This is a genomic window from Sinomonas cellulolyticus (assembly GCF_014656475.1).
Lineage (GTDB): Bacteria > Actinomycetota > Actinomycetes > Actinomycetales > Micrococcaceae > Sinomonas > Sinomonas cellulolyticus.
This window is the reverse complement of record NZ_BNCM01000018.1, coordinates 1-13,355: the sequence shown is the minus strand read 5'-3', so window position 1 is coordinate 13,355 and position 13,355 is coordinate 1. Positions and strand designations below refer to the sequence as shown.

Below are 13,355 nucleotides of genomic sequence, written 5' to 3'. Positions count from 1 at the left end.
CACTCCGCCAACCCGCCCCTGGAACGAGAGGACGCGCCCATGCCCGCTCCGATCGTCCTCTCGGGCCGATACGAGCTCGGCGAGCTCATCGGCCGCGGCGGCATGGCGGACGTGTTCGAGGGCCGTGACCTGCGGCTGGGGCGCGCCGTCGCCGTGAAGATGCTGCGCCCCGACATGGCGCGTGACGGACAGTTCCGGGCCCGCTTCGAGCGGGAGGCCCGGGCGGTGGCCGGCCTGAACCACCCCGCGATCGTGGCGGTCTTCGACACCGGCGAGCACAACGCGGAGCCGCTGTCCCCGCACAGCGTGGCGGTGCCCTACATCATCATGGAGCTCGTCACGGGCAAGACGCTCCGGGAGGTGATCCGCGAGGGCGGCGTCACCGTGGACGAGGCGGTCGACTACGTCCTCGGCGTGCTCTCCGCGCTCGAGTACAGCCACCGGCAGGGGGTCATCCACCGGGACATCAAGCCGGCGAACGTCATGCTGTGCAGCACGCCGGGCGAGGTCAAGGTGATGGACTTCGGGATCGCCCGGGCCACCGCGGACTCGGCGGCCACGATGACCCAGACGCAGGCCGTGGTCGGCACGGCCCAGTACCTCTCCCCCGAGCAGGCCCAGGGCGAGGTTGTGGACGCCCGCAGCGACCTGTACTCGGCCGGCTGCCTCCTGTACGAGCTGCTCACGGGGCGGCCGCCCTTCATCGGTGAGTCCCCGGTCTCCCTGGCCCTCCAGCATGTGAGGTCAGCCGCGCCGCCCGCCTCCGAGTTCAACCCAGCAGTCACCGACGCGCTCCAGAGCGTCATCGACCGGGCGCTCGAGAAGGACCCCAATGACAGGTTCCCGAGCGCGGCGGCTTTCCAGCGTGCGCTCCGCGCGGCGAGGGCCGGAGTGGCGCTGCCTCCGCGGCGGAGCACCGACGCGGTTTCCGCGGGCGACGACGGTGCTCCCACCGAGGCGGTCGGCCTCCTCGCGGCGGGAGCTGCCGCAGCCGGGGCTGCCGGTGCCGCCGGCGGGGCTGCGGGAGCTGCTGGCCGTGCCGGGCTGGCCGGTGCGGCCGAGCCGGACGCTGAGGCGGGCAAGCAGACCGCCGACGGCGATAGGCCCGCGTCGTCCCATCTCGGCGACACGGGCGAGATCCCCCTCGTCGCCGCCGCGGCGCCTGGGCTCATCGAGTTCGACGACGCGCGGGACGACGAGCGGGAGCGGCGCCGCCGAGGACGCCGGCGGACGTGGATCGTGGCGCTCATCATCGCCGCGCTGCTCCTGGCGACCGGCGGCGGGATCCTGCTCTACACCTACATGAACCAGCCGGCCGCCGTGCAGATGATCGAGGTGCCCTCCGTGGCCAACATGTCGGAGACGGAGGCGGCGCTCAAGCTCCAGGGCCTCGGGCTGCAGCCGTCCATCGACAGGCCCAAGGACGCCACGGTTCCCAAGGGCAAGGCCATCCGCACGGTCCCCGACGCCGGCACGCGTCTTGCTCCCGGCTCCTCGATCTCGCTCCAGATCTCGGACGGCCCCGCGAGCGCCACCATCCCGGACTCGATCATCGGCGCCACGGAGATCGGTGCGCGCTCGGCCCTCGAGGGGCTGGGCCTCAAGGTCAAGGCGAAGTCCGTCCTGGCCAATGATCCGAAGGCCCCCAGGGGAACCGTGACCGCCACCAATCCCGGTGTGGGGCAGACGGTGGCCATCGGCTCCGAGGTGGAGCTGACGGTCTCGACCGGCAAGGTCGATGTCCCGGACGTGCGCGGCAAGTCCCTCGACGCGGCCCAGAAGGCCCTCAGCGACCTCGGCCTCACCACCACCGTCCAGCAGCAGGACAACGCGGTCGTGGCACCGGGGACGGTCACCGACCAGTCCCCTGCGTCCCCGGGGACGGTCGACCAGGGCGGAACGGTGGTGCTCACCGTGGCCCAAGCGCCGCCACCGCCGCCCCCCGCCCCCAGCCCCACCACTCAGACCCAGGCACCGTCGCCCAGCCCCACCAAGAAGGACAACGGCAAGGGCAACGGCTGAGTGCCTCCGCCCAGTCCGGCGCGCGGCCGCGCCGCCCGGGCCGCCCCGGAGTCAGCGTCGGAGTCAGCCCGCGGTGATGAGGGGGCTGAGGTGCGAGGCGGTTTCCGCGGCACCGGCCAGCCCGAGCGACTCGAGCCACGTGCCGAGCATCTGGTAGCCCCCCTCGGTCAGGACGCTCTCAGGGTGGAACTGCACGCCCCACAGCGGAGCCGAACGGTGCTGCAGGCCCATCACCACGCCGGAATGCGTGTGGGCGGTGACCTCGAGCGCTTCGGGGATGGTGTCCGCGGCGGCCGCGAGCGAGTGGTACCGGGTGGCGGTGAACGGGCTGGGCAGCCCCGCGAACACGCCCTTGCCCTCGTGCTCCACGAGTGAGGTCTTGCCGTGCATGAGCTCAGGGGCATGCGTCACGGTGCCGCCGTACGCCTCGGCGAGCGCCTGGTGCCCGAGGCAGACGCCCAGCATGGGCTTCGCGTGGTCCCCGCACCACCGGATCAGGTCGATGCAGACGCCCGCCTCCGCTGGGTTGCCCGGCCCGGGGGAGATGAGCACGCCGTCACGCGCCTCCGCGAGCTCGATCGCCTCGGCGAGGGACACGTCGTCGTTCCTCACCACCGTGGTCTCCGCGCCCAGCTGCTGCAGGTAGCCGACGAGGGTGTAGACGAACGAGTCGTAGTTGTCGATGACGAGGATGCGCGTGGACATGTGTGGGCCAATCGTGGAGTGGTGGGTCCGGCGCGCCGGGATAGACTGACTGGCACACCAGTGAAGCCACTGCAGCCACCAGCCGTGCCCGGCGCACAACGGGGTGACTGCAGGATACCAAGCGGGCCCCGCCGCACGCCGAGCGGCCCCGAGGAGGTTCAGTGCCGGAGTCGACGGACAAGCCGCAGCAGAAGGACGGGCGGCAGAAGACGGGGGCCAAGGATGCCGCCCGCCGGGCCAAGCGGAAGGCCAAGCGCCAGGCCCGCGCGGCCCGCGCCGCTGGCCCCACCCCGCAGTGGTACAAGTACCTCATGTTCGGGCTCATGGTGGTGGGCCTGCTGTGGATCATCACGTTCTACGTCACCCAGGGGCTCTTCCCGCTCCCTGAGCTGGGGAACTGGAACATCCTGATCGGGTTCGCGGTCGCGATCGCCGGGTTCCTCATGACCCTGCGCTGGCGGGGCCAGTAGTCAGCCGCCTGGGCGCATAGCCCGCACGACCGCGCGCGCCGTGGCCTCCCAGCCCGGCAGGAGCGGCCTCGCCGCGCGGGCCGCTGCCCGCCAGCGCGCCCGCACCCCCCCAAGGCCGAGCCACTGCGCGAGCTCTGCCGTGAGCGGATCCGCGGCGGGCTCGTCGCTGCCGGCGGGCGCGGGCTCCGCGGCGGTCCCCGCCGGGCCGAGGCCTCCTGCAAGCGAGAGGGCCAGGGCTTCGGTCGCGCCGGTTCCCGCGCCGACGATGGCGGGCACGCCCCGTGCGAGCGACTCGGCGACCGAGAGCCCGAACGTCTCCGACTCCGAGGCCAGCACCGTGAGGTCCGTCCGCTCCCACTCGGCGGCGAGGGCCGGTCCGCGCAGTTCTCCCGGGAGGTCCACGCGGTCGGCGATCCCGAGCCGCTCGGCCTCCGCGGCAAGCCGGCGCGCATAGGCCGGGTCGGCGTCGTCGTGCCCGGCGAGCGTGAGCGTCCACGGCTCTCCCCGCAGCGCGCCGAGCGAGCGCACGAGCCGCAGCTGCCCCTTGCCCGGCAGAAGCGCGGCGAGGCACAGGAGGTGCGGCGGCTTCCCCTCCGCGATGCTGCCTCCCGCCGCTGGCACGCGCACGACGCCGGGACTCGCCACGTCCGCGCGCGTCCCGTACCGCTGGGCGAGCCGCCGGGCGGCGAACTCGCTGGGGACGACCACCGCGGGTGCGGCTTCGAGGGCGTCGCGCTCGAGGCCTGCCAGACGCGCCCGGCGAGCGGGTGCGAGGCCCGGCGCGTCGGTGAGGAGCATGTGGACCAGGATCCCGAGCACCGTCCCGGACTCCGCGCAGGCGTGGGCCCCCGCGCGGACCTCGTCCGGCGCGCCGAGGGCTATGAGTCCGTCGACGAGGATGCTCTCGGGTGCAGCCTCGCCTGAGCCCTTGGGATCCAGCGCCCGGGCGAGGCGGGCGCGGTCCGCAGTCGATCCCACCGGCCACTCCCCCGAGACCGTCGTCTCCCGGGCAGGAACGCCGAGCCGGTGGAGCTCGGTGAGCAGCGCCTTGTTGTAGACGGTGCCCCCCGAGGAGTAGCCGAGGCCGCCGGGGACGACGAGCCGCAGCGTCTCTGAATGCTCCGGGTGCACTGCGGCGATCGGCTCAGCCGCGGCCATCCGCGGCGCCGGCCAGCTCGACCGTGCACGAGGCCCACGCATCCGGGTGTTCCCGGAGGGTGGCCTCGACCGCGGTGAGGTGGCCCACGTGGCGGAGGCGCTCCGCGGCGGCCACCGCCACGTGCTGGGCGAGGACCTCCGTGGTGGTCAGCCGGCCGGCGAAGTCGGGGTGCTCGTCCAGGTTCCGGTAGCGCAGGCCGCCCAGGATGGCCGAGAGGACCTCGGTTGCCTCGCCGATGTCCATCACGGTCGAGTTGGCGTCGAGCGCCCCGGCGCGCACGGTCAGCTCGACGACGAAGGTGGCGCCGTGGAGTCCCTGGGCGGGGCCGAACGCCGGGCGGGGAAGGCTGTGGGCGATCATGACGTGGTCTCGGACGGTCAGGCTGAACATGCTCCTCCTTGGGTTTGACTCAGCTCAAGGGCTCCGCGGGCCTCGATGGCCAGCCGTCACGGGGCACCCGGGTAGCGGATCAGATGGCACATGCCGGGGTCCGAGCGCTGCTCTTCAGCCCCGGTGCCCCTCGCCAGAAGGTCCATCGTGGCGGGCAGGTCGGCGAAGTCTGAGGGCTCGCCGAGGAAGGCGTCGAACACCCGGTCGGTGAGGAGGTCCAGCGCGAGGGCGAGCCGCTGCGCCGTCGTGCGCCGGACCCGCCGCGGCTGCGCGACCTCGCCGACCTGGCTCGCGCGCAGCGAAAGCCGGCGGGCGTGGAAGTCGGCGCCGAGGGGCACCCCGACGTCCCCGCTGCCGTACCAGGAGAGCTCGATGATCTCGCCGTCGTCGCCCACGATCTCGAGGCAGCGCGCGAGCCCGGCCGGTGTGGCGGAGGCGTGGAAGACGATGTCGCAGTCCTCTGCGGCGTCCTCGGGGAGCGCGAAGGGGACGCCGAGCGCCTCCGCGAGCTCCGCCCTGGCAGGGTCGCTGTCCACGGCCTGCAGGCGTGCGAGGGGGAACCGGCGCAGGAGCGCGGCCACGGACCCGCCGATGAGGCCGACCCCGACTACGGCCACGCGGTCGCCGATCCTCGGCCCGGCCTCCCACAGGGCGTTGACGGCGGTCTCGACCGCACCCGCGAGGATCGCGCGGCGGGGCGGCACGCCGTCGGGCACCACGGTGAGGTCCGCCGCGGGGACAACGTAGCGGTCCTGGTGCGGGTAGAGGCAGAAGACGGTGCGGCCCACGAGCTCCTCGGGGCCGGCCTCGACCACGCCGACGGAGAGGTAGCCGTACTTGACGGGTGCCGGGAAGTGGCCCTCCTGGTGGGGCGCCTCCATGAGTCCGGCCACGCGGGCGGGCACTTGGCCGGCGTGCACGAGGTTCTCGGTGCCGCGGGAGTGCCCCGAGTAGAGCGTGCGGACAAGCGCCTCGCCCTCCCCCGGTGCCCTGAGGGGTTCGGGGCGGAGCTCCCCGCAGTACGGCCCCGTGGTCCAGTACGCAGTCGCTCCCTCAGTGGCGGCCATGCCCCGACAGTACCCCATGCCCCACGCGCTCGAACCAGGGCGGCGGCGGGCCCCGGAACGCGTACGTTCCCGCCCACTTCTCCGAGACAGACCTGCCGTTCTTTCGGCGTGTCGGGCCGACCGGCTTCTGGATGCGGGCCGGAGCGCACGCGAACCTACACTTGATGGGTGACCGCAACGATCGCCCGGCAGATCCACGCCTACTACGACGACACCTACCTCACCGACGCCTCCGCGACGGTGGTCGCTGCCGGGACGGATGAGGAAGGCCCGTGGGCGGCGGTCTCGCCGAACATCTTCCACCCGAAGGGCGGCGGCCAGCCCTCGGACGAGGGGACGCTCGACGGCGCGCCCATCGTCCCTGCCCGCGCCGACGGGCTCGTGGTGCTGCACGGCGCGCCGGCGCCCGAGGTCGGCGCGAGCGTCCAGTGCCACGTGGATCAAGGTCTGCGGCGCCGCCACGCGGCGCTCCACACCGCCGGGCACGTGCTCGGCCACCTGGGCGAAGCCCGCGGCTGGACCCACTCAGGGCACTCGCACTTCCCGGGCCAGGCACGCCTCGACTTCGACCCGGCCGGGCACGAGGAGGAACTGGCCACGCCCGAGCTCCGCGAGAGCGTGCGAGCCGAGCTCCAGGCACAGATGGACGCGGTGCTGGCCCGGGGCGGGCAGGTCTCCGCCTCCGTCGACGGATCGGGGCACCGCACCGTGACCATCGAAGGGGTCAACGCCGAGCCGTGCGGCGGCACGCACGTGCGCTCGCTCGCAGACCTGACCGGGGTCCGGATCCTCGAGGTGAAGGTCAAGCGCGGCGCCATCAAGGTCCGGTACGAGGCCGAGCACGCCGGGCCGGGCGCAAGTCCGGGCGCTGACCCGGGCGCCGAGGCTGAGGCCCCACAGGGCGGGGCCGCCTGATGCTCTGGGTCAAGATCTGCGGGCTGTCCACGCCGGAGGCCGTCGAGACCGCTGTGGAGTCCGGAGCGGACGCGGTCGGGTTCGTGCTCGCGCCCCGCAGTCCCCGGACGGTCGACGCCGCGCTGGCGGCTTCGCTGGTCGCGGCCGCCCGGGACGCGGCCCGGCGGGCCGGACGCGAGATCGAGACCGTGGCCGTGGTGCGCGGGCAGTCCCTCGAGGAGGTCGCGCGCCTGGCCCGGGAGGCCGGCGTCGACACCGTTCAACTGCACGGCGACGAACCGGACACGGTGGCAGATGCCCTCCGCGACGCCGGCTTCCGGGTGATCCGGGCCCTCGCCGCGGGCGAGTACACGCGCCGCACGGCAGAGGGATGGTCGTCACCCGACCGGCTCCTGCTCGACGCCGCCGTCCCCGGCTCGGGAGCCCGCTTCTCCGACGACGAGCTCGGCGCCGCGCCGACCGGCTTCTGGGCCCTCGCCGGCGGACTGTCCGCCGAGAACGTGGCCTCCGCTGTCCAGTCCCTCCGCCCCGGCGGGGTGGACGTCTCGAGCGGTGTCGAGTCCTCGCGCGGGGTCAAGGACGTCCGGCTCATCCGGGCGTTCATCCAGGCCGCGCGCACCGTGCTCTGAGGGCCGCAGCGGGCGGCCCTCAGGTTGGTTGCCAGCCAGCGGGCGGCCGGCCAGCGGTGCGGCCGGTCAGCGGTGAGCGGCGCGCGCGAGTCCGGCAGTCGCCGTCGTGCGTCCGAGGATGAGGCCCAGAGCCACCATCGCGAGGCCCAGAACGAGGTGCAGGCCGTTGTCCGCGACGTTGAGCGGCACGAAGTTGGCCGCCGACTCGCCGCCGAACACGAGCCCGTAGACGAACAGGAGCAGGTAGATCGCGCCGCCCCACGCGAGGAAGATCTTCGCGCCGGCGGCCGAACGTCCGAGCGCGAGGCCGGCGACCCCGAACAGCAGGTGCACCACGTTGTGCAGCACCGAGACCTGGAACAGGCCCAGCAGGTAGGCGTCGGAATGGTGGCCCGCGACGCCGAGGCCGCCGGTCGTGATGCCGGGGATGAACCCGAGGACGCCGACCAGCAGGAACACGGCACCCACGGCGGTCGCGACCAGCTGGATCGGAGTACGGCGGCGCGAAAGGACTGAGGTGGACATGGCTTCTCCTCACGGTGGTCCGGCGCCCATGGGTGCCGGTGCGATGTGTCCGCAGCGATACTTCGGAACGGGCGGGGAGCCGGATTGGACCGGCGCCGGCGGCGACGTGGGCCGGCGTCCCGGGCCATTCGCGTACGAGGGGTCCGTTCGGGGTAAGGCACACAGCGCGAGACCGGCCCGATGGCGCGAAGGAGACAGGACCATGAGTGCACCGCCTCGGTACACGATGCCGGAGAGTGTGCCGGGACCCCAGCAGCAGGCCCCGCCGAGGAGCACCCTGGCCCGGTGGCTCCTCGAGAAGCGGGTCCAGCCCGTGGGTCCCGAGGTCCCGGAGGACCACGGGCAGCAGAGCTGGTGGAAGGTCATGTGCCTCACCGGGGTCGACTACTTCTCGACCCTCTCCTACCTTCCCGGCATCGCGGCCCTGGCCGCCGGGGCGCTCTCACCCTTGGCCACGCTGCTCATCGTCGGGCTGACCCTCCTCGGCATGCTGCCGATGTACCGGCGGGTCGCAGACGAGAGCCCGCACGGCCAGGGCTCGGTGGCCATGCTCGAGCACCTGCTGCCGTTCTGGCGCGGCAAGGTCTTCGTGCTCGTGCTGCTCGGGTTCGTCGCGACGTCGTGGATCATCACGATCACGCTCTCCGCGGCGGACGCCTCGGTGCATCTGATCGAGAACCCGCTCCTGCCCCATGCCCTCCTCGACGGGAAGGCCGTGCTCGTCACGGTGGTCCTCCTGCTCATCCTCGGCGGGGTGTTCCTGCTGGGCTTCACCTAGGCCGTGGCCGTCGCCATTCCGCTCGTCGCCGTGTTCCTCGGCCTCAACGCCGCCATCATCGGCGTGGGGCTCAGCGACCTCCTTTCCCACCCCGCCACGGTCTCCGACTGGTGGGGAGCGCTGACGCGGGGCAGCGGCGGCCCGCTCGGCGCCCTCGGACCCGCCATCCTGGCCTTCCCGCTCCTGGTCCTGGGCCTCTCCGGCTTCGAGACCGGCGTGAGCATGATGCCGCTCGTCGCGTCGCAGGGATCGACGCCCGAGGAGAAGATGGCCTCGCGCATCCGCAACACCCGCAAGCTGTTGACCTCGGCCGCCGTGATCATGAGCGTCTACCTCATCGGCAGCAGCTTCGTCACGGCCCTCCTCATCCCGGCGCAGGAGTTCCAGCCGGGTGGCCAGGCGAACGGCCGTGCCCTCGCCTACCTCGCCCACGAGCGGCTCGGGCCCGTGTTCGGGTCCGTCTACGACTTCAGCAGTGTGCTCATCCTCTGGTTCGCGGGGGCCTCGGCCATGGCGGGCCTCATCAACATCGTGCCCCGCTACCTGCCTTCCTACGGGATGGCTCCCGAGTGGTCGCGGCACATCCGGCCCGTCGTCCTCGTCTATACCGCCATCAGCATCCTCATCACGCTCGGCTTCCGGGCGGACGTCAACGCCCAGGCCGGCGCCTACGCGACCGGCGTGCTCGCCATGATGTTCTCCGGCGCCATCGCCGTGACCATCTCGGCGTTCCGGCGGAGGCAACGAATCGCCTCCGTGGCGTTCTCCGTGCTCAGCCTGATCCTGCTCTACGCACTCGGCGACAATGTGCTCGAGAAGCCCGACGGCCTGGCGATCTCGGCCCTCTTCATCGCCGGCATCATCGTCGTTTCCCTCATCTCCCGCATCACACGGACCACCGAGCTGCGCGCGGACCGGATCGTCTTCGACGAGGCCGCCCGCCGCTTCATCCTCGAGTCGCTCGAGTACGACGGGCGCCTGAACCTGATCGCGAACCGGCCGCAGGCCCGCGACGAGGCGGAGTATGCCGAGAAGGAATCCGTGCAGCGGGAGACGAACCCGGTCCCGGGCGCGGCCGACGTGATCTTCCTCGAGGTTGACATCGAGGACCCCTCAGACTTCAGCGGCACCCTCGAGGTGCACGGCGTCGAGGTGGGGGACTTCCGGGTCCTGCGGGTCCAGAGCCCGGCGGCGCCGAACGCGATCGCGGCGATCCTGCTCGCCCTCCGCGACGCGACCGGCGTCATCCCCCACGCGCACTTCGAGTGGTCGGAGGGCAACCCGCTGGCACACCTCATGCGCTACCTGCTGCTCGGCCGAGGGGACACGCCACCCGTGGTGCGGGAGATCATCCGCGAGCACGAGCCGGACAAGGCACGCCGGCCCGGCATCCACGTCAGCTGACCTGCCGGGGGCCGGCCCCGGGCCGGCCCTGGGCCGACCCCGTCAGGAGAACTGCTGGACGAGGAGCGGCGCCGTGGTCGGCTGGGGCGACCCGCCGGCAGGCTCCACGGTCACGCCGAGGGCCGTGGCCGAGCCGATCCCGCCCGCGAGCTGGTTCCAGGTCGTTCCGCTGCCGGTCACGAGGCCGGCCGGCTTCATCGACCCGGACTCGTCGCCGAGCCACAGCTCGTACACGTGACCGGCGGCGGGTGCGGGCAGGTCGACGGTCATGACGCCGGCCAGCGCGTCCTGACGCGAGTGCACGATCAGCATCGTCCCTCCCCCCGGGACGCTGACCTCCTGGACCTTCGCGTCCGGCGCACCGAGGATGCGGTTCATGACCGCGCCGGGGGCGTTGGAGGCCGCGGCGAGCTGCCGGAGGGCGTCGTCGCGCTGCTGCTGGACGCGCAGTCCCCACACGCCGGCCGCGCCGGCGGCGACAAGGAGCACGGCCGCAGCGGCGGCGAGCCACTTCACGGGGGCGGTCCACAGCGCACGACGGCGGCGCTCGCCGAGGTCGGTGACCGTCGCCTCGGGGGCCGGTGACCCCGCATCGCCGGGACGGGACCCCGCATCGCTGGGAAGTGACCCCGCATCGCCGGGACGGGACCCCGCATCACTGGGACGGGACCCCGCATCACTGGGACGGGACCCCGCATCGAGCTGGGGGGTCACCGCGATCTGGGCCATGAGCCGGGCCTTGAGGTCCGGAGGCGGGGCGACGGGGGTGGTGCCGGCGGCCAGAAGGGCGGCCGTCTCGGCAAGCTCGCGCGCCTCCTCAGCCGTGGCGTCCCCGAAGGAGAGGGTGTGCTCGAAGCGACGGCGCTCGTCGTCGTCGAGCGCGTTGAGGGCGTAGGCACCGGTCAGCAGGTGCAGCTGATCATCCATGGCTCACTCCCAACACGTCTCTCAGGCGGATCATCCCGTCGCGGATTCTGGTCTTCACGGTGCCCAGGGGCAGGCCCAGGGTCTCGGCGACTTCGCCGTAGGTGTAGCCGCCGTAGTAGGCGAGGCGGATCGCCTGCCGCTGCACGTCGGTCAGCGACTCGAGGGCCATGTTGACCCGCTCGCTCTCGAGGGCCACCTCGACGGTGTGCTCCACGTCGTCGTAGCTCTCCCGGTAGTCGCGGATGCCCTGGCGCAGGTCGCGGTCCGTGGCGGCCTGAGCCGCGCGGACGCGGTCCACCGCGCGTCGGTGGGCCATGACCGTGATCCACGCGCGGACCCGGCCGCGGTCGGCGTCGAACCGCCTGGCCTGCTGCCAGACCTCGAGGAACACCTCCTGGGTGACTTCCTCGGACTGCGCCGGGTCGCGCACCACCCGGAGCACGAGGCCGTGCACGAGCGGCGCAAGGGCGTCGTAGAGACGGCCGAAGGCCTCCTGGTCGCCGCGGGCCACGCGCGCCATGAGGTCGTCGAGGTCCGGCGCGGGCGTGCCGTTGCTCTTCTCGGGCATGGACACCACTGTCTCACGTGCGGGCATGGGCTTCCTCGCTCTGTCCTGTCGCGTGCCGCAGACCGCGGACGGCGGGCCGGCCTCCCAGGTCCCGGCCCGCCGTCGTGCGTGTGCTCCTACTTGGCCGGGGGCATGAGCACCGTGTCCACGAGGTACACCGTGGCGTTGGCCGTCCGGACGCCGCCGCAGATCACATTGGCCCCGTTGACCTGCAGGCTGTTCCCGGACCCGGTGACGGTCACGTCCTGGCCCTCGACGGTCTTGTGGCTGCCGGCGATCGAGGCGGGCTCGATCTGGCCCGGTACGACGTGGTACGTGAGGATCTTGGACAGGGTCGCGTCGTCAGTCTTGAGCGAGTTGATCGTGGCAGGGTCGATCTTGGCGAACGCGGAGTCCACCGGGGCGAAGACGGTGAACTGACCGCCGTCAAGCGTGTCGACGAGGTTGACCTTGGGGTTGAGCTTGCCCGAGACCGCGGCGGTGAGAGTGGTCAGGAGCGGGTTGTTGGATGCCGCCACGGCGACCGGATCGGCGCTCATGCCCTGCACCGAGGCCGCGCCGGAGGGGTTGGCCTTCGCGTAGTCCGCGCAGCCGGGCCCCACGAGGTTCGCGGCCGGGTCCATCGCGGACATCGTGCTCTTCGAAGGGCTCGCGGCCATGCTGCTCCCGCCTCCGGAGGACATGGCCGACGACGGGCTGTCACTTGCCGCCGTCGTCCCGCCGCATGCGGCGAGGCCCAGCATGCCGAGTGCGGCGAGACCGACGGTGGCAGACGTGCGCGTGATGGTGTTCATGGGTCCACTCCTGTTCACGGTGTCCCGCCGGAAGGGGGTCGGCGGGTAGCTTGCACCGGTACTTCGGAGCGGTCGCAGACTCGGATTGGACGACGGCGGGCCCGCCCAGGTGGAGGGGCGCTGCTCTTGAGAGCGGACTACTCCATATCAGTTGGAGGGGAAGTTGTAGGAGGCGCCGGAGGCGTGGGTGGGTTCGGGCCAGCGCTGGGTGATGACCTTGGCGCGGGTGTAGAACGCGACGCCTTCTTCGCCGTAGATGTGCTTGTCGCCGAAGAGGGAGTTCTTCCAGCCGCCGAAGGAGTGGTACGCGACCGGGACGGGGATCGGGACGTTGACCCCGATCATGCCCACGTGCACCCCGCGGTGGAACTTGCGCGCGTTCGAGCCGGAGGAGGTGAAGATCGCGGTGCCGTTGCCGTACGGGTTGGAGTTGATCAGCTCGATCGCCTCCTCCACGGTCTGCACCCGGACCACGGAGAGGACGGGGCCGAAGATCTCCTCGGTGTAGGCGTCCATGCCGGTGCCGACCTGGTCGATCACGGTGGGCCCGAACCAGTTCCCGCCCTCCTTCCCGGCCACGGTGAACTCCCGCCCGTCCACGACCAGCTCCGCCCCGGCCTCGGCGGCTGCGGTCACGATGCCCTTCATCCGCTCCTTCGAGGCGGCGGTGATGATCGGGCCCATCTCCGCGTCCGGGTCGGTGCCCTCGGCGACCTTGACCGCCTGCGCCCGCTCGGCGACCCTGCCCACGATCGCGTCCCCGGCCTCCCCGACCGCGACGGCGACCGAGATGGCCATGCACCGCTCCCCCGCGGAGCCGAACGCGGCCGCGGAGAGGTGGTCCGCGGCGTTGTCCATGTCCGCGTCCGGGAGGATGATCGCGTGGTTCTTCGCCCCGCCCAGGGCCTGGACGCGCTTGCCGTGCGCGGTGGCCGTCTCGTGGACGTACTTCGCGATCGGGGTCGAGCCGACGAACGAGATGGCGTCCACGTCCGGGTGGGT

13 protein-coding genes and 1 pseudogene are annotated in these 13,355 nt (G+C 72.5%); 5 read left to right on the top strand and 9 right to left on the bottom strand.

Annotated elements, in window-relative coordinates; all coding sequences use genetic code 11:
- The first annotated feature begins 39 nt into the window (after nucleotides 1-39).
- Entirely contained in the window at nucleotides 40-2,022 is a 1,983-nt protein-coding gene (pknB, locus tag IE231_RS16780; RefSeq protein ID WP_189695146.1) for a Stk1 family PASTA domain-containing Ser/Thr kinase, read from the top strand.
- Between the two features lie 63 nt (nucleotides 2,023-2,085).
- Here the strand turns inward: pknB and IE231_RS16775 are convergent, their stop codons facing one another.
- Entirely contained in the window at nucleotides 2,086-2,727 is a 642-nt protein-coding gene (locus tag IE231_RS16775) for an aminodeoxychorismate/anthranilate synthase component II (RefSeq protein ID WP_189695145.1), read from the bottom strand.
- 161 nt (nucleotides 2,728-2,888) lie between these two features.
- Here IE231_RS16775 and IE231_RS16770 point away from each other — a divergent pair, with 161 nt between their 5' ends.
- Complete coding sequence (locus tag IE231_RS16770; protein ID WP_189695144.1) at nucleotides 2,889-3,197, top strand: cell division protein CrgA; 309 nt, start codon at nucleotides 2,889-2,891, stop codon at nucleotides 3,195-3,197.
- On the opposite strand, the gene IE231_RS16765 is transcribed toward IE231_RS16770, so the two are convergent.
- Genes IE231_RS16765 through IE231_RS16755 form a run of 3 tightly spaced genes read right to left on the bottom strand, consistent with a single transcriptional unit; the run spans nucleotide 3,198 to nucleotide 5,813 of the window.
- Nucleotides 3,198-4,355 carry a glycosyltransferase family 4 protein gene (locus tag IE231_RS16765; protein WP_189695143.1) on the bottom strand — a complete coding sequence of 386 codons (1,158 nt, stop codon included), beginning with the start codon at nucleotides 4,353-4,355 and terminating at the stop codon, nucleotides 3,198-3,200.
- The gene (locus IE231_RS16760; protein ID WP_189695142.1) at nucleotides 4,342-4,746 is read right to left on the bottom strand and encodes a 6-pyruvoyl trahydropterin synthase family protein; all 405 of its coding nucleotides are present in this window, start codon (nucleotides 4,744-4,746) and stop codon (nucleotides 4,342-4,344) included. The genes IE231_RS16765 and IE231_RS16760 overlap by 14 nt, the downstream gene beginning before the upstream one ends.
- 56 nt (nucleotides 4,747-4,802) lie before the next feature.
- Entirely contained in the window at nucleotides 4,803-5,813 is a 1,011-nt protein-coding gene (locus IE231_RS16755) for a zinc-dependent alcohol dehydrogenase (RefSeq protein WP_189695141.1), read from the bottom strand.
- A 168-nt stretch (nucleotides 5,814-5,981) separates the two neighbouring features.
- On the opposite strand from IE231_RS16755, the gene IE231_RS16750 reads away from it, so the two are divergent.
- Nucleotides 5,982-6,728, top strand: a complete 747-nt coding sequence (locus tag IE231_RS16750) for an alanyl-tRNA editing protein (protein ID WP_229867303.1) — start codon at nucleotides 5,982-5,984, stop codon at nucleotides 6,726-6,728.
- On the top strand, nucleotides 6,728-7,357 hold the full coding sequence (locus tag IE231_RS16745; RefSeq protein WP_189695140.1) for a phosphoribosylanthranilate isomerase: 630 nt from the start codon (nucleotides 6,728-6,730) through the stop codon (nucleotides 7,355-7,357). The genes IE231_RS16750 and IE231_RS16745 overlap by 1 nt, the downstream gene beginning before the upstream one ends.
- A 66-nt stretch (nucleotides 7,358-7,423) precedes the next feature.
- Here IE231_RS16745 and IE231_RS16740 read toward each other — a convergent pair whose 3' ends face one another.
- The gene (locus IE231_RS16740) at nucleotides 7,424-7,882 is read right to left on the bottom strand and encodes a DUF4383 domain-containing protein (RefSeq protein ID WP_189695139.1); all 459 of its coding nucleotides are present in this window, start codon (nucleotides 7,880-7,882) and stop codon (nucleotides 7,424-7,426) included.
- 202 nt (nucleotides 7,883-8,084) lie between these two features.
- On the opposite strand from IE231_RS16740, the pseudogene IE231_RS16735 reads away from it, so the two are divergent.
- Nucleotides 8,085-10,064: pseudogene (locus IE231_RS16735) on the top strand (APC family permease).
- 42 nt (nucleotides 10,065-10,106) lie between these two features.
- Here the strand turns inward: IE231_RS16735 and IE231_RS16730 are convergent.
- The 4 genes from IE231_RS16730 to IE231_RS16715 all read right to left on the bottom strand — a co-directional run.
- Entirely contained in the window at nucleotides 10,107-10,991 is an 885-nt protein-coding gene (locus IE231_RS16730; RefSeq protein WP_189695138.1) for an anti-sigma factor, read from the bottom strand.
- Nucleotides 10,984-11,559 (bottom strand): ECF RNA polymerase sigma factor SigK, encoded by a 576-nt coding sequence (sigK, locus tag IE231_RS16725; RefSeq protein WP_189695137.1) that lies wholly within the window; start codon nucleotides 11,557-11,559, stop codon nucleotides 10,984-10,986. The genes IE231_RS16730 and sigK overlap by 8 nt, the downstream gene beginning before the upstream one ends.
- Before the next feature lie 116 nt (nucleotides 11,560-11,675).
- Nucleotides 11,676-12,353 (bottom strand): fasciclin domain-containing protein, encoded by a 678-nt coding sequence (locus IE231_RS16720; protein WP_189695136.1) that lies wholly within the window; start codon nucleotides 12,351-12,353, stop codon nucleotides 11,676-11,678.
- Nucleotides 12,354-12,500: 147 nt separating this feature from the next.
- Nucleotides 12,501-13,355, bottom strand: an 855-nt coding sequence (locus IE231_RS16715) for an aldehyde dehydrogenase family protein (RefSeq protein ID WP_189695135.1), incomplete at its 5' end; no start/stop codon positions are given.